Below are 14,145 nucleotides of genomic sequence, written 5' to 3'. Positions count from 1 at the left end.
TTTTTAAAACCTCGTAAGTCTTATAGAGAACTTAATGGTAGGTTTGAGATTTAGTGTATTACACCAAATACTCAAACAAGGTCTGGTCTTTATTCAGTTCAATAACATTGAAACGGTGCGCGTGCATGCGTTGCAGCAAAGCAGGATAGTCTTCGGCATTTTTTAGCTCGATACCAACCAGTGCAGGACCGTTTTCTTTCTCATTCTTTTTGATGAATTCGAAACGGGTAATATCATCGCCAGGGCCTAATACACTATTCACAAATAACTTTAAAGCACCCGGACGCTGCGGGAAACGAACAATGAAGTAATGTTTCAAACCTTCGTACAGGAGTGATTTTTCTTTGATCTCCTGCATACGGGCAATATCGTTGTTACCGCCACTGATGATACAAACTACCTTTTTACCTTTAATCTGCTCTTTGCATGCGTCGAGCGCAGCAACAGATAGCGCGCCTGCGGGTTCAACCACTATGGCATCCTCGTTGTATAGTTTGAGTATGGTGGTGCAGATTTTACCTTCGGGCACCAGTAGCATATCGTCCAGGATATCTTTGCAGATATTGTAAGTTAACGTGCCAACACGTTTAACGGCAGCACCGTCAACAAAGCGGTCTATCTCGTCTAACGTAATTGGCTTACCATGATTTATGGCACCCAACATAGATGGGGCGCCTTCGGGTTCAACGCCTATCAGGCGGATATCAGGATTGTTATTCTTAAGATAGGTGCCTGTTCCCGACGCAAAGCCGCCACCCCCGATGGGCATAATCGCCACTTCGACATCGGGCAGGTCCTGCAGTATTTCAACGCCTACGGTTCCCTGGCCTTCAATAACGCGGTAGTCATCAAAAGGAGGGATGAAGGTCATTTTATTTTTTTCTGTATAGATCAGCGCCTCGGCCAGGCAATCGTCAAACGTATCGCCGGTGAGCACAATTTCTATATTACCGTTGCCAAACATGGCTGTTTGTTTAACCTTTTGTTTGGGGGTAATTTCGGGCATAAAGATTACACCCTTGATATTCCTTTTATTGCATGAAAAGGCTACGCCCTGGGCATGGTTACCCGCACTGGCGCAAACCACGCCGCGGCTCAATTCATCGTCATTTAACTGACTGATCATGTTGTATGCGCCGCGCAACTTATATGAGCGAACAACCTGCAGGTCTTCGCGTTTTAAATAAACTTCACACTCGTATTTGGCCGAAAGTCCGGCGTTGTATTCCAGCGGTGTACGTTTCACAACGTCTTTTATCCGCTGATATGCCGCTTCAAAATCAAGCTGGCTTTTTGTATCAGTTTCCATTGTTAGTTTTTTACCAGTCGGTGCGCCATAAGGCCTTGCAAATCCTGGTCATTTATGTCAAGCTTACTATCGGCAAGCGTTAAAAAGTTATTGTAAACAAAAGCAAGTTCTTCCTTATCCAGCGTATATCCTAAACGCTCCAGATGGAATTTCAGAGCATGCCTGCCGCTGCGCGCGGTTAGCACTATTGTGGCGCTCGGAAAGCCTACATCTTCAGGGCGAATGATCTCATAGTTTTCACGCATCTTCAGGAAACCGTCCTGGTGAATGCCAGAGCTGTGTGCAAAGGCATTTGCACCTACAATAGCTTTATTAGGCTGTACCGGCATCCGCATTTGTGTGCGGATCATCTGGCTCAATTCATAGAACCGTTTAGAGTCGATGTTGGTATGCAAGCCTAAGGTATGGTGCGTTTTCAGGATCATCACCACCTCTTCTATAGAGGTATTACCTGCACGCTCGCCGATACCATTGATGGTACCTTCAATCTGGCGGGCACCGTTTTGTAAACCGGCGATGGAATTGGCGGTAGCCAAACCAAGATCATTGTGGCAATGTACCGAAATGATAGCCTTATCAATATTTTTAACGTTCTCTTTCAAAAACTTGATCTTAGCACCATACTGATCGGGCAGGCAATAACCATTGGTATCAGGAATATTTACTACGGTAGCACCTGCGGCGATAACAGCTTCAACCATTTGGGCCAGGTAAACCACATCGGCCCTGCCGGCATCTTCGGCGTAAAACTCAATGTCTTCAACTGATTTTTTTGCGTATTTAACGGCTTCAACAGCGCGCTCCAAAATCTCTTCGCGAGTGCTGTTGAATTTATGTTTGATATGCATGTCAGACGAACCGATACCCGTGTGGATCCTCGGACGTTTGGCATATTGCAGAGATGCTACAGCAGCGTCAATATCACCTTTGTTGGCACGCGTAAGCGCACAAACGGTAGGCTCTTTAACGGCTTTTGAAATTTCAACAACGCTTTGGAAGTCGCCCGGACTTGAAACCGGGAAACCTGCTTCAATAATATCCACGCCCAGTAGTTCCAGTTCCTTAGCTATCTCAATCTTTTCGGGGGTTGTTAACTGGCAACCCGGTACCTGCTCGCCATCGCGGAGCGTGGTATCAAAAACATAAACGCGGTTGGGATCGTGTAACATATCTTTTATTTTGATTTGAGATGTTAGATATGAGATTTGAGACCCATTACCTTACATCAGTTTTTTAATTAGATTTGAGATGTTAGATATGAGATTTGAGACTCATTACCTTACATCAGTTTTTTAATTAGATTTGAGATGTTAGATATGAGATTTGAGGCCCTTATCTTATCCATCTTTTATTTATATTTTATTTCGCTTGAGATTTACAATCTGTTAGAGGAAACTAAAATTTAAGTTAAGCAAAAAGTCTCATATCTCAAATCTCACGTTTCACATCTGCTTTCAGATCCCACGTCTCATATCTAAGTCCTATTTTTTAATGGCAATAAACCTTAACCTTTTGTAATCGGCGTACCATTGGCCGTTTTCATTGTAAAAAGGTTCAAGCTTTTTGGTGATCTCGGTCAGAATCTGCTCTTTCTCATCATCTGGAATGCCTTCTAAAAACTGTGCGCCAAACATGGTAATCCATTTGGCTACGCCCTGATCGCCATCCTGCAGCGGGGTTTTACGGTCATAATGAATCACGTAGGTAACCCTGAAGCCATGCTCTTCCAGTTTGGTGGCATATTCGCCAACCGAAGGGAAATACCATACTTTGGTATCAGCTTTTTCATTGTAACCATGATTATGCAGTACCAGTTTGGTAGCCTCGATCAAACGTTCAACATTGCCCTGGCCGCCCATTTCGGCAACAAACCTGCCGCCCTGTTTAAGGCTTTTGGCTACGCTGTGGATAGCACCATTGGCGTCAAGCACCCAATGCAGCGCTGCGTTTGAAAATACAGCATCGTACTTTTCTTCGGCGTGAAAATCAGCCGCGTTCTCTACCGCGAAGTCCACGTCAGGGTAAAGCTGTTTAGCCTGAGCTATCATTTCGGGCGAATAATCAGTGCCTTTTACAATAGCGCCTTTATCCTGTATTTGTTTAGTTAAATGGCCTGTACCACAACCCAGATCGAGGATGCGCTCACCAGGTTTCACATCCAGCAACTCAAGTACATCCTCTCCGTATTTAAATACGAAGGCATGCTTTTGGTCGTATAAATCAGCGTTCCATTTCATTGTTTTATATGATTACACCGATGTTTTTGATTACACCGATTTTGTTTTTTGGGATTTTACCGATTGATTAATGATTTCACCGGTTCCCTGCCTGATCTCTAATCTCAGCCTACAAATACTCCAGTACTTTTTGACCCATTGCCGTAGTGCCTAAAATTTTGGCTTTATCGGTATTAGCATCAGCAATATCGCCGGTGCGGTAGCCGTCTTTCAGTGTTTTATCAATAGCGTCGGTTATCTTTTTCGCTTCCTCTTTTAAGCCGAAACTAATTTCAAGCATTAAAGCTACTGATAATATTGATGCCAGCGGATTTGCTTTATCCTGACCGGCAATGTCATGTGCCGAACCATGGATAGGCTCGAAAAATCCTGTGCCGTCACCTACCGAAGCCGAAGCCAGCATACCCATCGAACCTGCAATTTGCGACGCTTCGTCGGTAAGGATATCACCAAAAAGGTTGGCAGTTAATACCACATCAAACTTTTTAGGATTTTTTACCAGTTGCATAGCTGCGTTATCGATAAACATGTACTCGGTTTCAACATCAGGGTATTGTTTGGCAATTTCCTGTACAACCTCGCGCCACAGGCGTGAAGCCTCCAGTACATTTGCTTTATCAACAGAGCATAACCTTTTACCACGTACTCGGGCTGCCTCATATGCTTTAATAGCAATGCGCTCAACTTCGTAACGTGAGTAAATCATCAGGTCGGAAGCTGTATTGCGGTCTTCACTACGTTTTTTCTCGCCGAAATAAACGTCGCCGGTTAATTCGCGGAAGAAAAGGATATCGGTACCTTTTAATATCTCGGGCTTAAGGCTTGATGCATCCAGAAGCTCATCAAACAGCATAATAGGACGCAGGTTGGCATATAAGCCAAGCTCCTTACGGATTTTTAATAATCCCTGCTCCGGACGCACTTTGGCCGACGGATCATTATCATATTTGATGTGACCGATAGCACCAAACAGGATAGCATCGCTTGCTTTAGCTTTAGCCAGTGTTTCATCAGGCAGTGGATTACCGGTTGCCTCGATACCCGCATGACCCATCAGGGCTTCGTCGAACGTAAATTCGTGGCCAAAATCCTGACCGATTTTTTCTAAAACTGCTTTACCCCAGGTGGTAACCTCCGGGCCTATCCCGTCGCCGGGTATTACTAATATATGTTTTTTAATTCCCATAACCCTAATCTCTGCCTGTGGCAGCGGTTTTTGTTTTTATAGATTTTATTTCATTCGGGTTTTACACCGCGTACTTCTTTTAGTTTCATCACCATTTGCTCGGCCTCGTTTTCTACCCAGTGGGTATACTCGTCAATGGCCTGCAAGCGCGATTCATCGTCGATGTAGCCTTCCTCAACCATTTGCTTTGATTGAGCTACTTTTGCCCAAATGCCTGCTTTGCCTTCAAAGTTATATTCGCCTTTTTGGTAAACCTCATCGGCATTAAATACTTCGATATTGGTAAACCCAGCTTCCTGCAAATATTCGGGCAGGTCTTCGGCAATATGATTGTTCATACCTGCATCGCCCCGCCACCTTAAAAAAGTAGCATAAAAACGCTGCATACTTGCCGGTGGCTGCGGCTGCCATTGCAAAGCCTCGTGGTTATAATCCAAAATGGATACTGTGCCACCAGGTTTTAACAACGAATACATTTTCCTCAAAGCCTCAACTGGGTTGTTCAACCATTGCAAAACACGAGCCGATACAATCAGGTCATACTTTTCTCCGGGTTCAAAACTGAACAGATCGGTATAAATGAGCTCCATATTTTGAACCGAAGCATAAGTTTCCTTACCGCTCTGGATAAAATATTCGGTATTATCAATGCCCGTAACATGACCGCTTTCACCAACCAACGCGGCAATATCCTTAGAAATAGCGCCGGTACCACAACCAACGTCCAGTACCTTCAGGCCAGGCCTAAGCAGGGGGGCAAGGGTTGCATAATCATTCGCTAAACTCCGTTCGTCGAATAACTTGGCGGTACCTTTACCTTCTCGTTGGATATGTTTTTGTTGGTTCATTAGTTCATTAGTTTGGTCCATAGTCGATGGTCCATAGTCCATAGCCATTTAGTTTTAATCTATGGTCCATGGACTATAAACTATCGTCTATCTTGCTAACTCAAATTCCTCAATTTTTCCTTTTTGGCTTAAGATGTAGTCGATATCATCGTAACCGTTTATCAGGCAGGCCTTTTTGTATGGGTTGATCTCGAAACTTTCTTTTTCGCCGGTTGATGAGATGGTAATGGTCTGGCTTTCCAGGTCGATCTCTACTTCAGCTTTGTGATCGGCATAAACGGCATCGAAGATCTTTTTCAGAAAATCGTCACTTACCTGTACCGGTAATAAGCCATTGTTAAGGGCATTGCCTTTAAAGATATCAGCAAAAAAGCTGCTCACTACTGCATCGAAACCATAATCAGATATGGCCCATGCAGCGTGCTCACGGCTACTGCCGCAACCAAAGTTTTTGCCTGCTACCAAGACTTTACCGCTGAAGGTTGGGTGATTAAGCACGAAATCAGCTTTAGGATTATCGTTCTCATCAAAACGCCAATCGCGGAATAAATTATTGCCAAAACCATCTCGGGTTGTGGCCTTCAAAAACCTTGCAGGGATGATCTGGTCGGTATCGATATTCTCGATAGGCAAAGGCACTACGCTGGTTTGAATGTGTTTAAATATTTTAGTTGCCATCTGAATCAGAATTTACAGAATTTTAGAATTTACAGAATGCTTGTGTTATTTGCAAAATGCTAATCTTAAACTCAGTTTCTATGTTATTCAATTTAGTTTAATGTTATATTTTGGATTGAAGATCAATTTATATTGGAGACTTTGGCTACCAAAGTTTATCAGCAAACCTATCGGGAAATCATAAGTAACGGTATAGTTTTTTGCTTGTGCTAAATGTACGTCATCCAAATTAATGATAGCTTTTAACTCGACCGATAGCTTCCCCTCAACTACAAAATCCGCTCTTCTTATTCCAACCCCAATCCCTTCATAAAATATCGTATGTTCTAACTCTCTTGCAAAGCTTATTCCTGCTTTTTCAAATTCGATAGCTAAACAACGTTGATAAATTACTTCCTGAAATCCGTTGCCCAATGTATTATGAACGCGCATCGCACAACCAATAATTTTGTACGTGAGCGTATCTTTTTCCATCTGGTTAATCAGAGTTTACAGCTATGCTTTTTTAAATTCTGTTAATTCTCCAATTCTGCAAATTCTGATTCAGACAGCATCGACCTGATATCCGTAACCACACCCGTAATTGCACTCGCAGCCGCTGTTAACGGACTGGCAAGGAAAGTACGGCTGTTTGGCCCTTGTCTTCCTTCAAAGTTGCGGTTTGAGGTTGATACGCAATATTTACCTGCCGGGATTTTATCCTCGTTCATACCAAGGCATGCGCTGCAGCCTGGTTCGCGAAGTGGGAAACCGGCTTCGTTAAATATTTTATCGAGGCCTTCGGCTATGGCTTGCTGCTGTACTTGTTTTGAGCCGGGAACTACCCATACGGTAACATTATCAGCTTTGTGTTTGCCTTTTACAAACTCGGCAACCTGACGAAGGTCTTCAATGCGCGAGTTGGTGCAGCTGCCGATGAAGACGTAATCAATTGGTTTACCCAATAGTGTTTCATCATCGTGCAGGCCCATGTAATCAAGGGCTTTTTTATATGATCCCTGCTCTTTGGCTTCAAATGAAGCTGTTTCAGGAACGTGTTGTGTAACACCGATGCCCATACCCGGATTGGTTCCGTAGGTGATCATCGGCTCAATATCTTCGGCTTTAAAGGATAATACTTCGTCAAAAGATGCATCAGCATCCGAGTATAAAGTTTTCCAGTAAGCAACTGCTTTGTCCCACTCTTCGCCTTTAGGAGCAAATTCACGGCCTTTTACGTAGTTGATGGTGGTTTCGTCGGGAGCAATCAGTCCGCAACGTGCACCCATCTCAATACTCATGTTGCAGATGGTCATGCGGCCTTCCATGCTCAGTGAGCGGATGGTATCGCCTGCATACTCAACAGCATAACCGGTACCTCCGGCAGCCGAGATCTGCGATATGATGTAAAGGATAATATCTTTGGCACCAACGCCTTTTTGCAATTTTCCGTTCACTTCAATTTTCATGCGTTTTGGGCGCGATTGAAGTAAACATTGGGTAGCCAACACCTGCTCAACCTGAGATGTACCTATACCAAAGGCAATAGCACCAAAAGCGCCGTGGGTTGAAGTATGGCTGTCGCCACAAACATAAGTACCACCCGGACGGGTGATGCCCAGCTCGGGGCCTATAACGTGAACGATACCCTGGTACGGGTGGCCTAAGCCATATAGCTCAACACCAAACTCTTTACAGTTTTTGGTGAGCATATCTACCTGGTAGCGTGAAAGTTCTTCTTTAATGGGTAAGTGCTGATCAATGGTTGGAACGTTGTGATCTGCAGTGGCCACAGTTTGTTTTGGCCTGAAAACGGGCAAGCCTCTTTGACGCAAGCCATCAAATGCCTGCGGACTGGTTACCTCGTGAATGAAATGTGTATCGATATACAAAATATCCGGGAACCCCTCGCTGCTGCTGACGACGTGCGCATCCCAGATCTTATCAAATAATGTTTGTCCCATTTTATTATTTTTCTTTAGTAACGTCATTGCGAGGTACGGAGCAATCCCCGATTAGCAGATCCGATCTGTAAAGTTTGGGATTGCTTCGTGCCTCGCAATGACGTGTTGGTGAGTTTATTTTAAGGCTTTCGCCTTTTACCTTTCGGCTTTCACCTAATTTATTAAGCTTCTACAACCTGGTTTTCAGGGCGTAAGCTGCGTACGGTTTTGCCTGCTTGCCATAATTCGCTTTCGCGTAATTCTTTCAGTTCGGCATCCAGTTTTTCACGGTAATCTGGCTGGCTGTTTGAGTCAATAGAACGTTGAGATTCTTTACCTGTAGCAACGCTTTCGTAAAGCTCTTCAAATACTGGTTTAGTAGCGTCACGGAATTTTTTCCACCAGTCAAGGGCACCACGTTGAGCAGTAGTTGAGCAGTTAGCATACATCCAGTCCATACCGTTTTCAGCAACAAGCGGCATTAATGATTGGGTAAGCTCTTCAACAGTTTCGTTAAATGCTTCAGATGGAGAGTGACCATGGCTACGCAATACATCGTACTGAGCAGCGAAGATACCTTGAACACAACCCATCAAAGTGCCACGCTCGCCGGTTAAATCGCTGTATACTTCTTTTTTGAAGTTAGTTTCGAATAAGTAACCGCTACCTACAGCGATACCTAAAGCGATAACACGATCAAATGCTTTACCGGTAGCATCCTGGAAGATAGCGTAGCTTGAGTTTAAGCCACGGCCTTGCAGGAACATACGGCGTAATGAAGTACCTGAACCTTTAGGAGCAACCAGGAACACATCAACATCAGCAGGAGGTACGATGCCAGTTTGCTCGTTGAAAGTGATACCAAAGCCATGAGAGAAATATAAAGCTTTGCCTGGGGTTAAGTGTTTTTTAACAGTTGGCCATAACGCAATCTGGGCTGCATCGCTCAATAAGTAGCAAATCACAGTTCCCCTTTGCAAGGCTTCTTCAATTTCAAAAAGTGTTTCGCCGGGTACAAAACCATCGCTGATAGCTTTATCCCAAGTTTTAGTGCCTTTACGCTGACCAACAATTACGTTGATACCATTGTCTTTTTGGTTCAGGGCCTGGCCCGGACCTTGTACACCGTAGCCAATTACCGCTACTACTTCATCTTTTAATACTTCCTGAGCTTTTGATAAAGGGAACTCTTCGCGGGTTACTACGTTTTCTTCAGTGCCGCCGAAATTTAGTTTTGCCATTGTTTTTTTGATTTTTGTGATTTCACCGATTAGTGGTGATTTCACCGATTTTATTTGTATTGAGTAATTTATTTTCTTTTGGGATTTCACCGATTATTGGATGATTACACCGATTTTGACCGTTGATGGGTTTTGATTACGTTGATTTCACTGATTAAGACTTCCGGCTATGAACCATGATTTATCAACCATGAACCAACTCAACTAATCTCTATTCTCCAATCACTAATCTCTCCGCCTTCGGCGGGTTTACATCGTAAACACCTTCTCACCCTGGTTAAGGTATTCATTTTCGATTACCTCTTCACCTGGTTCAAGCCTTTCAAATTCGCGCAGTTTGCTGTTAAAGCCTTCACTGTCTTTAATGATAGCAACACGGGCGCTGCGTACAAACTCAATCAGGCCGTAAGGTTGTAATATGTTGATCAGGTTATCGGTTTCCTCGCGGTGACCGGTGGTTTCAAACACGGTGTAGTCCTTACGGATCACTACCGCGCGAGCACCGTTTTCGCGTAGTAAACGCTCAACGCTAACCTTTTCGGCAATTACATCGGTTGATACCTTATATAACGCTAATTCCTGCCAAATCACATCTTCGTTGGTGTGATAATATGCTTTTAACACCTCAACCTGTTTTTCTATCTGGCGGGTAAGTTTACGTACTACCTCTTCATATTCGTTAATTACAATATTGAAACGGTGAATACTTTCAATCTCCGACGGAGAAGTATTCAGGCTGTCGATATTGATTTTACGGCGTGTAAATATAATAGCTATCCTGCTTAATAAACCAATTTGGTTTTCGGTATATATGGTGATGTTAAATTCCTGTTTTTTTTCTGCTTCGCTCATGATTCTGTTTTTTAGAGGGCTTACTTTAACCTGATCTCGCTTACGCTGCATCCTTGTGGTACCATCGGGAATACGTTGTTCTCTTTGGTAACCATTATTTCTAAAAGGAATGATCCCGGTGCGCTTAGCATTTCATTTAATGCTGCAGTCAAATCTGCACGGTCATCAACTAATTTGCCCTGGATGCGGTATGCTGCGGCTAATGCCACAAAATCCGGACTTTGAATATCAACAAATGAGTAACGGCGCTGATTAAATAATTCCTGCCATTGTCTTACCATGCCCAGGAAGCGGTTATTAAGGATGATAATTTTTACATCGATACCGCTTTGCATAATAGTACCCAATTCCTGGCAGGTCATCTGGAAACCTCCATCGCCAATAATAGCTACTACAGTACGATCCTGAGCGCCAAATTTAGCACCTATAGCAGCAGGCAATGCAAAACCCATGGTTCCTAAACCACCGCTGGTTACGTTGCTGCGGGTATTGTTAAACTTAGCGTAGCGACATGCTACCATTTGGTGCTGACCTACGTCGGTAACGATAACTGCCTCGCCTTTGGTAATCTCGTTAAGCTGTTTGATTACCTCGCCCATAGTCATTTCAGGCGTAGTTGGATTAAGTTCGTTATGGATAACGGCCTCAACTTCCTGGCGGGTGTAATCATTGAATTTAGCTAACCATTCTGTATGTTCTTTCTTTTCGATGGCCTTGGTCAGCAATGGAAGTGTTTCCTTGCAATCGCCCCAAACCGGTACGGTTGATTTTACGTTTTTGTCGATCTCGGCAGGGTCAATATCTAAGTGAACAACTTTTGCTTGTTTAGCATATTTATCCAGGCGACCGGTTACACGGTCGTCAAAACGCATACCTATCGCGATCAATACATCGCACTCATTGGTTAACACGTTAGGGCCGTAGTTGCCGTGCATACCTAACATACCAACATTTAACGGGTGATCGGAAGGGATAGCACCGGCACCAAGCACTGTCCATGCTGCAGGGATACCGCTTTTTTCAACAAAGGCTTTAAACTCCTGCTCGGCACCGCCCAAAATAACACCCTGACCAAACAGGATGAAAGGTTTCTGAGCGCTGTTGATTAGGGCAGCAGCCTGCTCAATATATTGCGGACGAACGATTGGTTTCGGCCTGTAGCTACGGATATGATCGCATGGTTTGTAACCTGCGAAATCAAACAACTGGATCTGCGCGTTTTTGGTAATGTCTATCAATACCGGACCTGGCCTGCCGCTACGGGCAATGTAAAATGCCTTGGCAATAACTTCCGGGATTTCGGTGGCATCAGTTACCTGGTAGTTCCATTTGGTAACCGGGGTGGTGATGTTGATTACGTCAGTTTCCTGGAAGGCATCGGTACCTAAAAGGTGCGCGAATACCTGTCCGGTGATACAAACCAATGGGGTACTATCGATCTGGGCATCGGCCAAGCCTGTTACCAGGTTGGTAGCGCCCGGGCCGCTGGTGGCAAATACCACACCCACTTTGCCCGATGTACGTGCATAACCCTGGCCGGCGTGAATACCGCCCTGTTCGTGGCGTACCAGTATATGGTTCAGTTTATCATTATAATCAAACAAAGCATCATAAATGGGCATGATAGCGCCTCCTGGGTAACCAAAAATGGTATCGGTACCTTCGGCTATCAATGCTTCCAATAATGCTACCGATCCTGAAACGTTTACGGTTTCGGTGGCGGCTGGCGCGGTTAAGGTTTCTTGTGCAGTTTCCATACCTGTATTTTTTATATTCACAGCACTTTTTGGTGCTAAACTGATTTATTCTATCTGTCTCTAATTTGCTAAAATGAACGGGCTTAGTTTGTGTTCATTTTATTCATGGCTTTTTTATGAGCCATTTTGTTCATTAATTATTCGTCGGTAACGCAGCCTTCGGCAGCGGTAGTTACGTTTTTAGCGTAACGGTATAACACACCCTTGGTAACCTTCAGCGCCGGTTTTTGCCATGCGGCACGGCGTGCGGCTATTTCTTCTTGCGGTAGCGAAACGTTTATAGTATTGGCAACAGCATCAATATTAATGATATCATCGTCTTTTACCATCGCTATAAACCCGCCATCGTAAGCCTCGGGTGTGATGTGACCGACGACGAAGCCATGCGTACCGCCGCTAAAGCGTCCATCTGTAATTAATGCAACTGAACTACCCAAACCGGCACCGAATATGGCCGAGGTTGGTTTTAGCATTTCCGGCATGCCTGGCGCGCCTTTAGGGCCTACGTTGCGGATCACCACAACATCGCCCTTTTTAACACGGCCGCTCTGGATACCTGCAATCAGTTCAAACTCGCCGTCAAATACACGGGCAGGGCCGGTGAAACGTTCACCTTCTTTACCGGTGATTTTGGCAACGCTACCACCTTCGGCAAGGTTTCCGTACAAAATTTGCAGGTGACCGGTAGCTTTAATAGGGTTTTCTTTCGGTTTGATGATCTTTTGAGTCTCAAACTCCAGGGCCGGGATCTCAGCAAGGTTTTCGGCAATGGTTTTACCGGTAACAGTAAGGCAATCACCATGTAACCAGCCCTGCTCTAAACAGTATTTCATTACAGCCGGAACACCGCCAATGTTGTGCAGATCTTCCATCATGTATTTACCGCTTGGTTTCATATCGGCCAATACCGGGATCCGGTTACTTACAGCCTGGAAATCATCCTGGGTTAATTTAACGTCAACGCTTTTTGCCATCGCAATCAGGTGCAATACAGCGTTGGTTGAGCCGCCCAATACCATGATCACAACAATTGCATTTTCAAATGCCTCACGGGTCATGATATCTGATGGTTTAATATCCTTTTCTAACAATACCTTGATAGCTTTACCGGCGGCAAGGCATTCTGCTTTTTTCTCAGCGCTTAGGGCAGGGTTTGATGATGAATACGGTAAACTCATACCCAATGCTTCGATAGCGGCAGCCATGGTATTCGCTGTATAGATACCGCCACAGGCGCCGGCGCTTGGGCAGGCATTTTTAATAACGCCCATAAAATCAACATCATCTATCTGGCCGGCAATCTTTTTGCCCAAAGCCTCAAATGCAGATACAATGTTCAAGTCTTCACCTTTCCAGTGGCCTGGTTTGATAGTACCACCGTAAACCATGATTGAAGGACGATTTAAACGGCCCATAGCCATGATGGAACCTGGCATGTTTTTATCACAACCCGGTAGTGTAATTAAGCCATCATAATACTGAGCGCCGGTTACAGCCTCAATTGAGTCGGCAATGATATCGCGGCTCACCAATGAGTAACGCATACCTTCGGTACCATTGCTCATGCCATCACTTACACCTATAGTGTGGAAAATGAGGCCTACCATGTCTTCATCCCAGATACCTTGTTTAACCAGCTTAGCCAGGTCATTGAGGTGCATGTTGCAAGTGTTACCATCGTAACCCATGCTGGCCACGCCGACCTGTGCTTTGCGCATATCATCGTCGGTTAAGCCAATCCCGTAAAGCATGGCCTGTGCAGCAGGCTGGGTTGGGTCCTGGGTAAAGGTTTTGCTATACTTGTTCAATTCTATAGCGTTGGTGGTATCTGATGATGAACTCATTTTGTTAGATATGTAGACAGTTTTAGTATTTAATTTTGTTGATGATACTGGTTTACTTGGTATCGAAAATCAATATATGTAAGGTAGCCATAGCATCAGGCAATAGCAATAGTAGGCACTGATTTTTTGAAATAAGTAGTTTATTTTAATTTTTTTTATTTTATAAAATTTAATTCTGTTTTATTTTAAAATAAAGATATAAAATTTTTAATGAAATATACCAAAGTTCAAAACGGTATTCGGTATGTTTTTTATGCATGCATAGTAAGTT

The 14,145-nt window shown here is 44.1% G+C and carries 12 protein-coding genes; all 12 read right to left on the bottom strand.

Annotated elements, in window-relative coordinates:
- Nucleotides 1-58: 58 nt before the first annotated feature.
- The 12 genes from ilvA to ilvD all read right to left on the bottom strand — a co-directional run bounded on the left by ilvA (nt 59) and on the right by ilvD (nt 13,874).
- Nucleotides 59-1,309, bottom strand: a complete 1,251-nt coding sequence (gene ilvA / locus BLP33_RS15080) for a threonine ammonia-lyase IlvA (RefSeq protein ID WP_090530098.1) — start codon at nt 1,307-1,309, stop codon at nt 59-61.
- A 2-nt stretch (nt 1,310-1,311) separates the two neighbouring features.
- Nucleotides 1,312-2,478: a 2-isopropylmalate synthase gene (locus BLP33_RS15075; RefSeq protein ID WP_090530095.1), complete on the bottom strand. Its 1,167-nt coding sequence runs from the start codon at nt 2,476-2,478 to the stop codon at nt 1,312-1,314.
- A gap of 312 nt (nt 2,479-2,790) precedes the next feature.
- Nucleotides 2,791-3,546: a methyltransferase domain-containing protein gene (locus BLP33_RS15070; protein ID WP_090530092.1), complete on the bottom strand. Its 756-nt coding sequence runs from the start codon at nt 3,544-3,546 to the stop codon at nt 2,791-2,793.
- 109 nt (nt 3,547-3,655) lie between these two features.
- Nucleotides 3,656-4,726 (bottom strand): 3-isopropylmalate dehydrogenase, encoded by a 1,071-nt coding sequence (gene leuB, locus BLP33_RS15065; protein ID WP_090531295.1) that lies wholly within the window; start codon nt 4,724-4,726, stop codon nt 3,656-3,658.
- A gap of 56 nt (nt 4,727-4,782) precedes the next feature.
- A complete protein-coding gene (locus tag BLP33_RS15060) occupies nt 4,783-5,622 on the bottom strand; it encodes a methyltransferase domain-containing protein (protein ID WP_254780154.1) in 840 nt (279 codons plus the stop codon).
- A 45-nt stretch (nt 5,623-5,667) separates the two neighbouring features.
- Nucleotides 5,668-6,258: a 3-isopropylmalate dehydratase small subunit gene (leuD, locus tag BLP33_RS15055; RefSeq protein ID WP_090530089.1), complete on the bottom strand. Its 591-nt coding sequence runs from the start codon at nt 6,256-6,258 to the stop codon at nt 5,668-5,670.
- An 87-nt stretch (nt 6,259-6,345) separates the two neighbouring features.
- Entirely contained in the window at nt 6,346-6,732 is a 387-nt protein-coding gene (locus BLP33_RS15050) for a GxxExxY protein (RefSeq protein ID WP_090530086.1), read from the bottom strand.
- Nucleotides 6,733-6,773: 41 nt separating this feature from the next.
- A complete protein-coding gene (gene leuC, locus BLP33_RS15045) occupies nt 6,774-8,201 on the bottom strand; it encodes a 3-isopropylmalate dehydratase large subunit (protein WP_090531290.1) in 1,428 nt (475 codons plus the stop codon).
- Nucleotides 8,202-8,362: 161 nt separating this feature from the next.
- Nucleotides 8,363-9,421 carry a ketol-acid reductoisomerase gene (gene ilvC / locus BLP33_RS15040; RefSeq protein WP_090531289.1) on the bottom strand — a complete coding sequence of 353 codons (1,059 nt, stop codon included), beginning with the start codon at nt 9,419-9,421 and terminating at the stop codon, nt 8,363-8,365.
- Between the two features lie 249 nt (nt 9,422-9,670).
- Nucleotides 9,671-10,273 carry an acetolactate synthase small subunit gene (gene ilvN / locus BLP33_RS15035; RefSeq protein ID WP_090530083.1) on the bottom strand — a complete coding sequence of 201 codons (603 nt, stop codon included), beginning with the start codon at nt 10,271-10,273 and terminating at the stop codon, nt 9,671-9,673.
- Between the two features lie 20 nt (nt 10,274-10,293).
- The gene (gene ilvB, locus BLP33_RS15030; RefSeq protein ID WP_090530081.1) at nt 10,294-12,030 is read right to left on the bottom strand and encodes a biosynthetic-type acetolactate synthase large subunit; all 1,737 of its coding nucleotides are present in this window, start codon (nt 12,028-12,030) and stop codon (nt 10,294-10,296) included.
- Nucleotides 12,031-12,167: 137 nt separating this feature from the next.
- Complete coding sequence (gene ilvD / locus BLP33_RS15025; protein ID WP_175490025.1) at nt 12,168-13,874, bottom strand: dihydroxy-acid dehydratase; 1,707 nt, start codon at nt 13,872-13,874, stop codon at nt 12,168-12,170.
- Between the last annotated feature and the right edge of the window lie 271 nt (nt 13,875-14,145).

This window comes from Mucilaginibacter sp. NFR10 (genome assembly GCF_900100445.1).
Classification (GTDB): domain Bacteria; phylum Bacteroidota; class Bacteroidia; order Sphingobacteriales; family Sphingobacteriaceae; genus Mucilaginibacter; species Mucilaginibacter rubeus.
Note: the sequence above shows the minus strand (reverse complement) of the source record. Positions and strands in the feature narration are given on the sequence as shown.

Excerpts from the sequence above, each read along its gene's own strand:
- BLP33_RS15075 (WP_090530095.1), bottom strand. The coding sequence starts at position 2,478 with ATGTTACACGATCCCAACCGCGTTTATGTTTTTGATACCACGCTCCGC.
- ilvN (WP_090530083.1), bottom strand. The coding sequence starts at position 10,273 with ATGAGCGAAGCAGAAAAAAAACAGGAATTTAACATCACCATATATACC.
- BLP33_RS15050 (WP_090530086.1), bottom strand. The coding sequence starts at position 6,732 with ATGGAAAAAGATACGCTCACGTACAAAATTATTGGTTGTGCGATGCGC.
- ilvB (WP_090530081.1), bottom strand. The coding sequence starts at position 12,030 with ATGGAAACTGCACAAGAAACCTTAACCGCGCCAGCCGCCACCGAAACC.
- BLP33_RS15060 (WP_254780154.1), bottom strand. The coding sequence starts at position 5,622 with ATGGACTATGGACCATCGACTATGGACCAAACTAATGAACTAATGAAC.
- ilvD (WP_175490025.1), bottom strand. The coding sequence starts at position 13,874 with ATGAGTTCATCATCAGATACCACCAACGCTATAGAATTGAACAAGTAT.
- ilvC (WP_090531289.1), bottom strand. The coding sequence starts at position 9,421 with ATGGCAAAACTAAATTTCGGCGGCACTGAAGAAAACGTAGTAACCCGC.
- BLP33_RS15070 (WP_090530092.1), bottom strand. The coding sequence starts at position 3,546 with ATGAAATGGAACGCTGATTTATACGACCAAAAGCATGCCTTCGTATTT.
- ilvA (WP_090530098.1), bottom strand. The coding sequence starts at position 1,309 with ATGGAAACTGATACAAAAAGCCAGCTTGATTTTGAAGCGGCATATCAG.
- leuD (WP_090530089.1), bottom strand. The coding sequence starts at position 6,258 with ATGGCAACTAAAATATTTAAACACATTCAAACCAGCGTAGTGCCTTTG.
- leuC (WP_090531290.1), bottom strand. The coding sequence starts at position 8,201 with ATGGGACAAACATTATTTGATAAGATCTGGGATGCGCACGTCGTCAGC.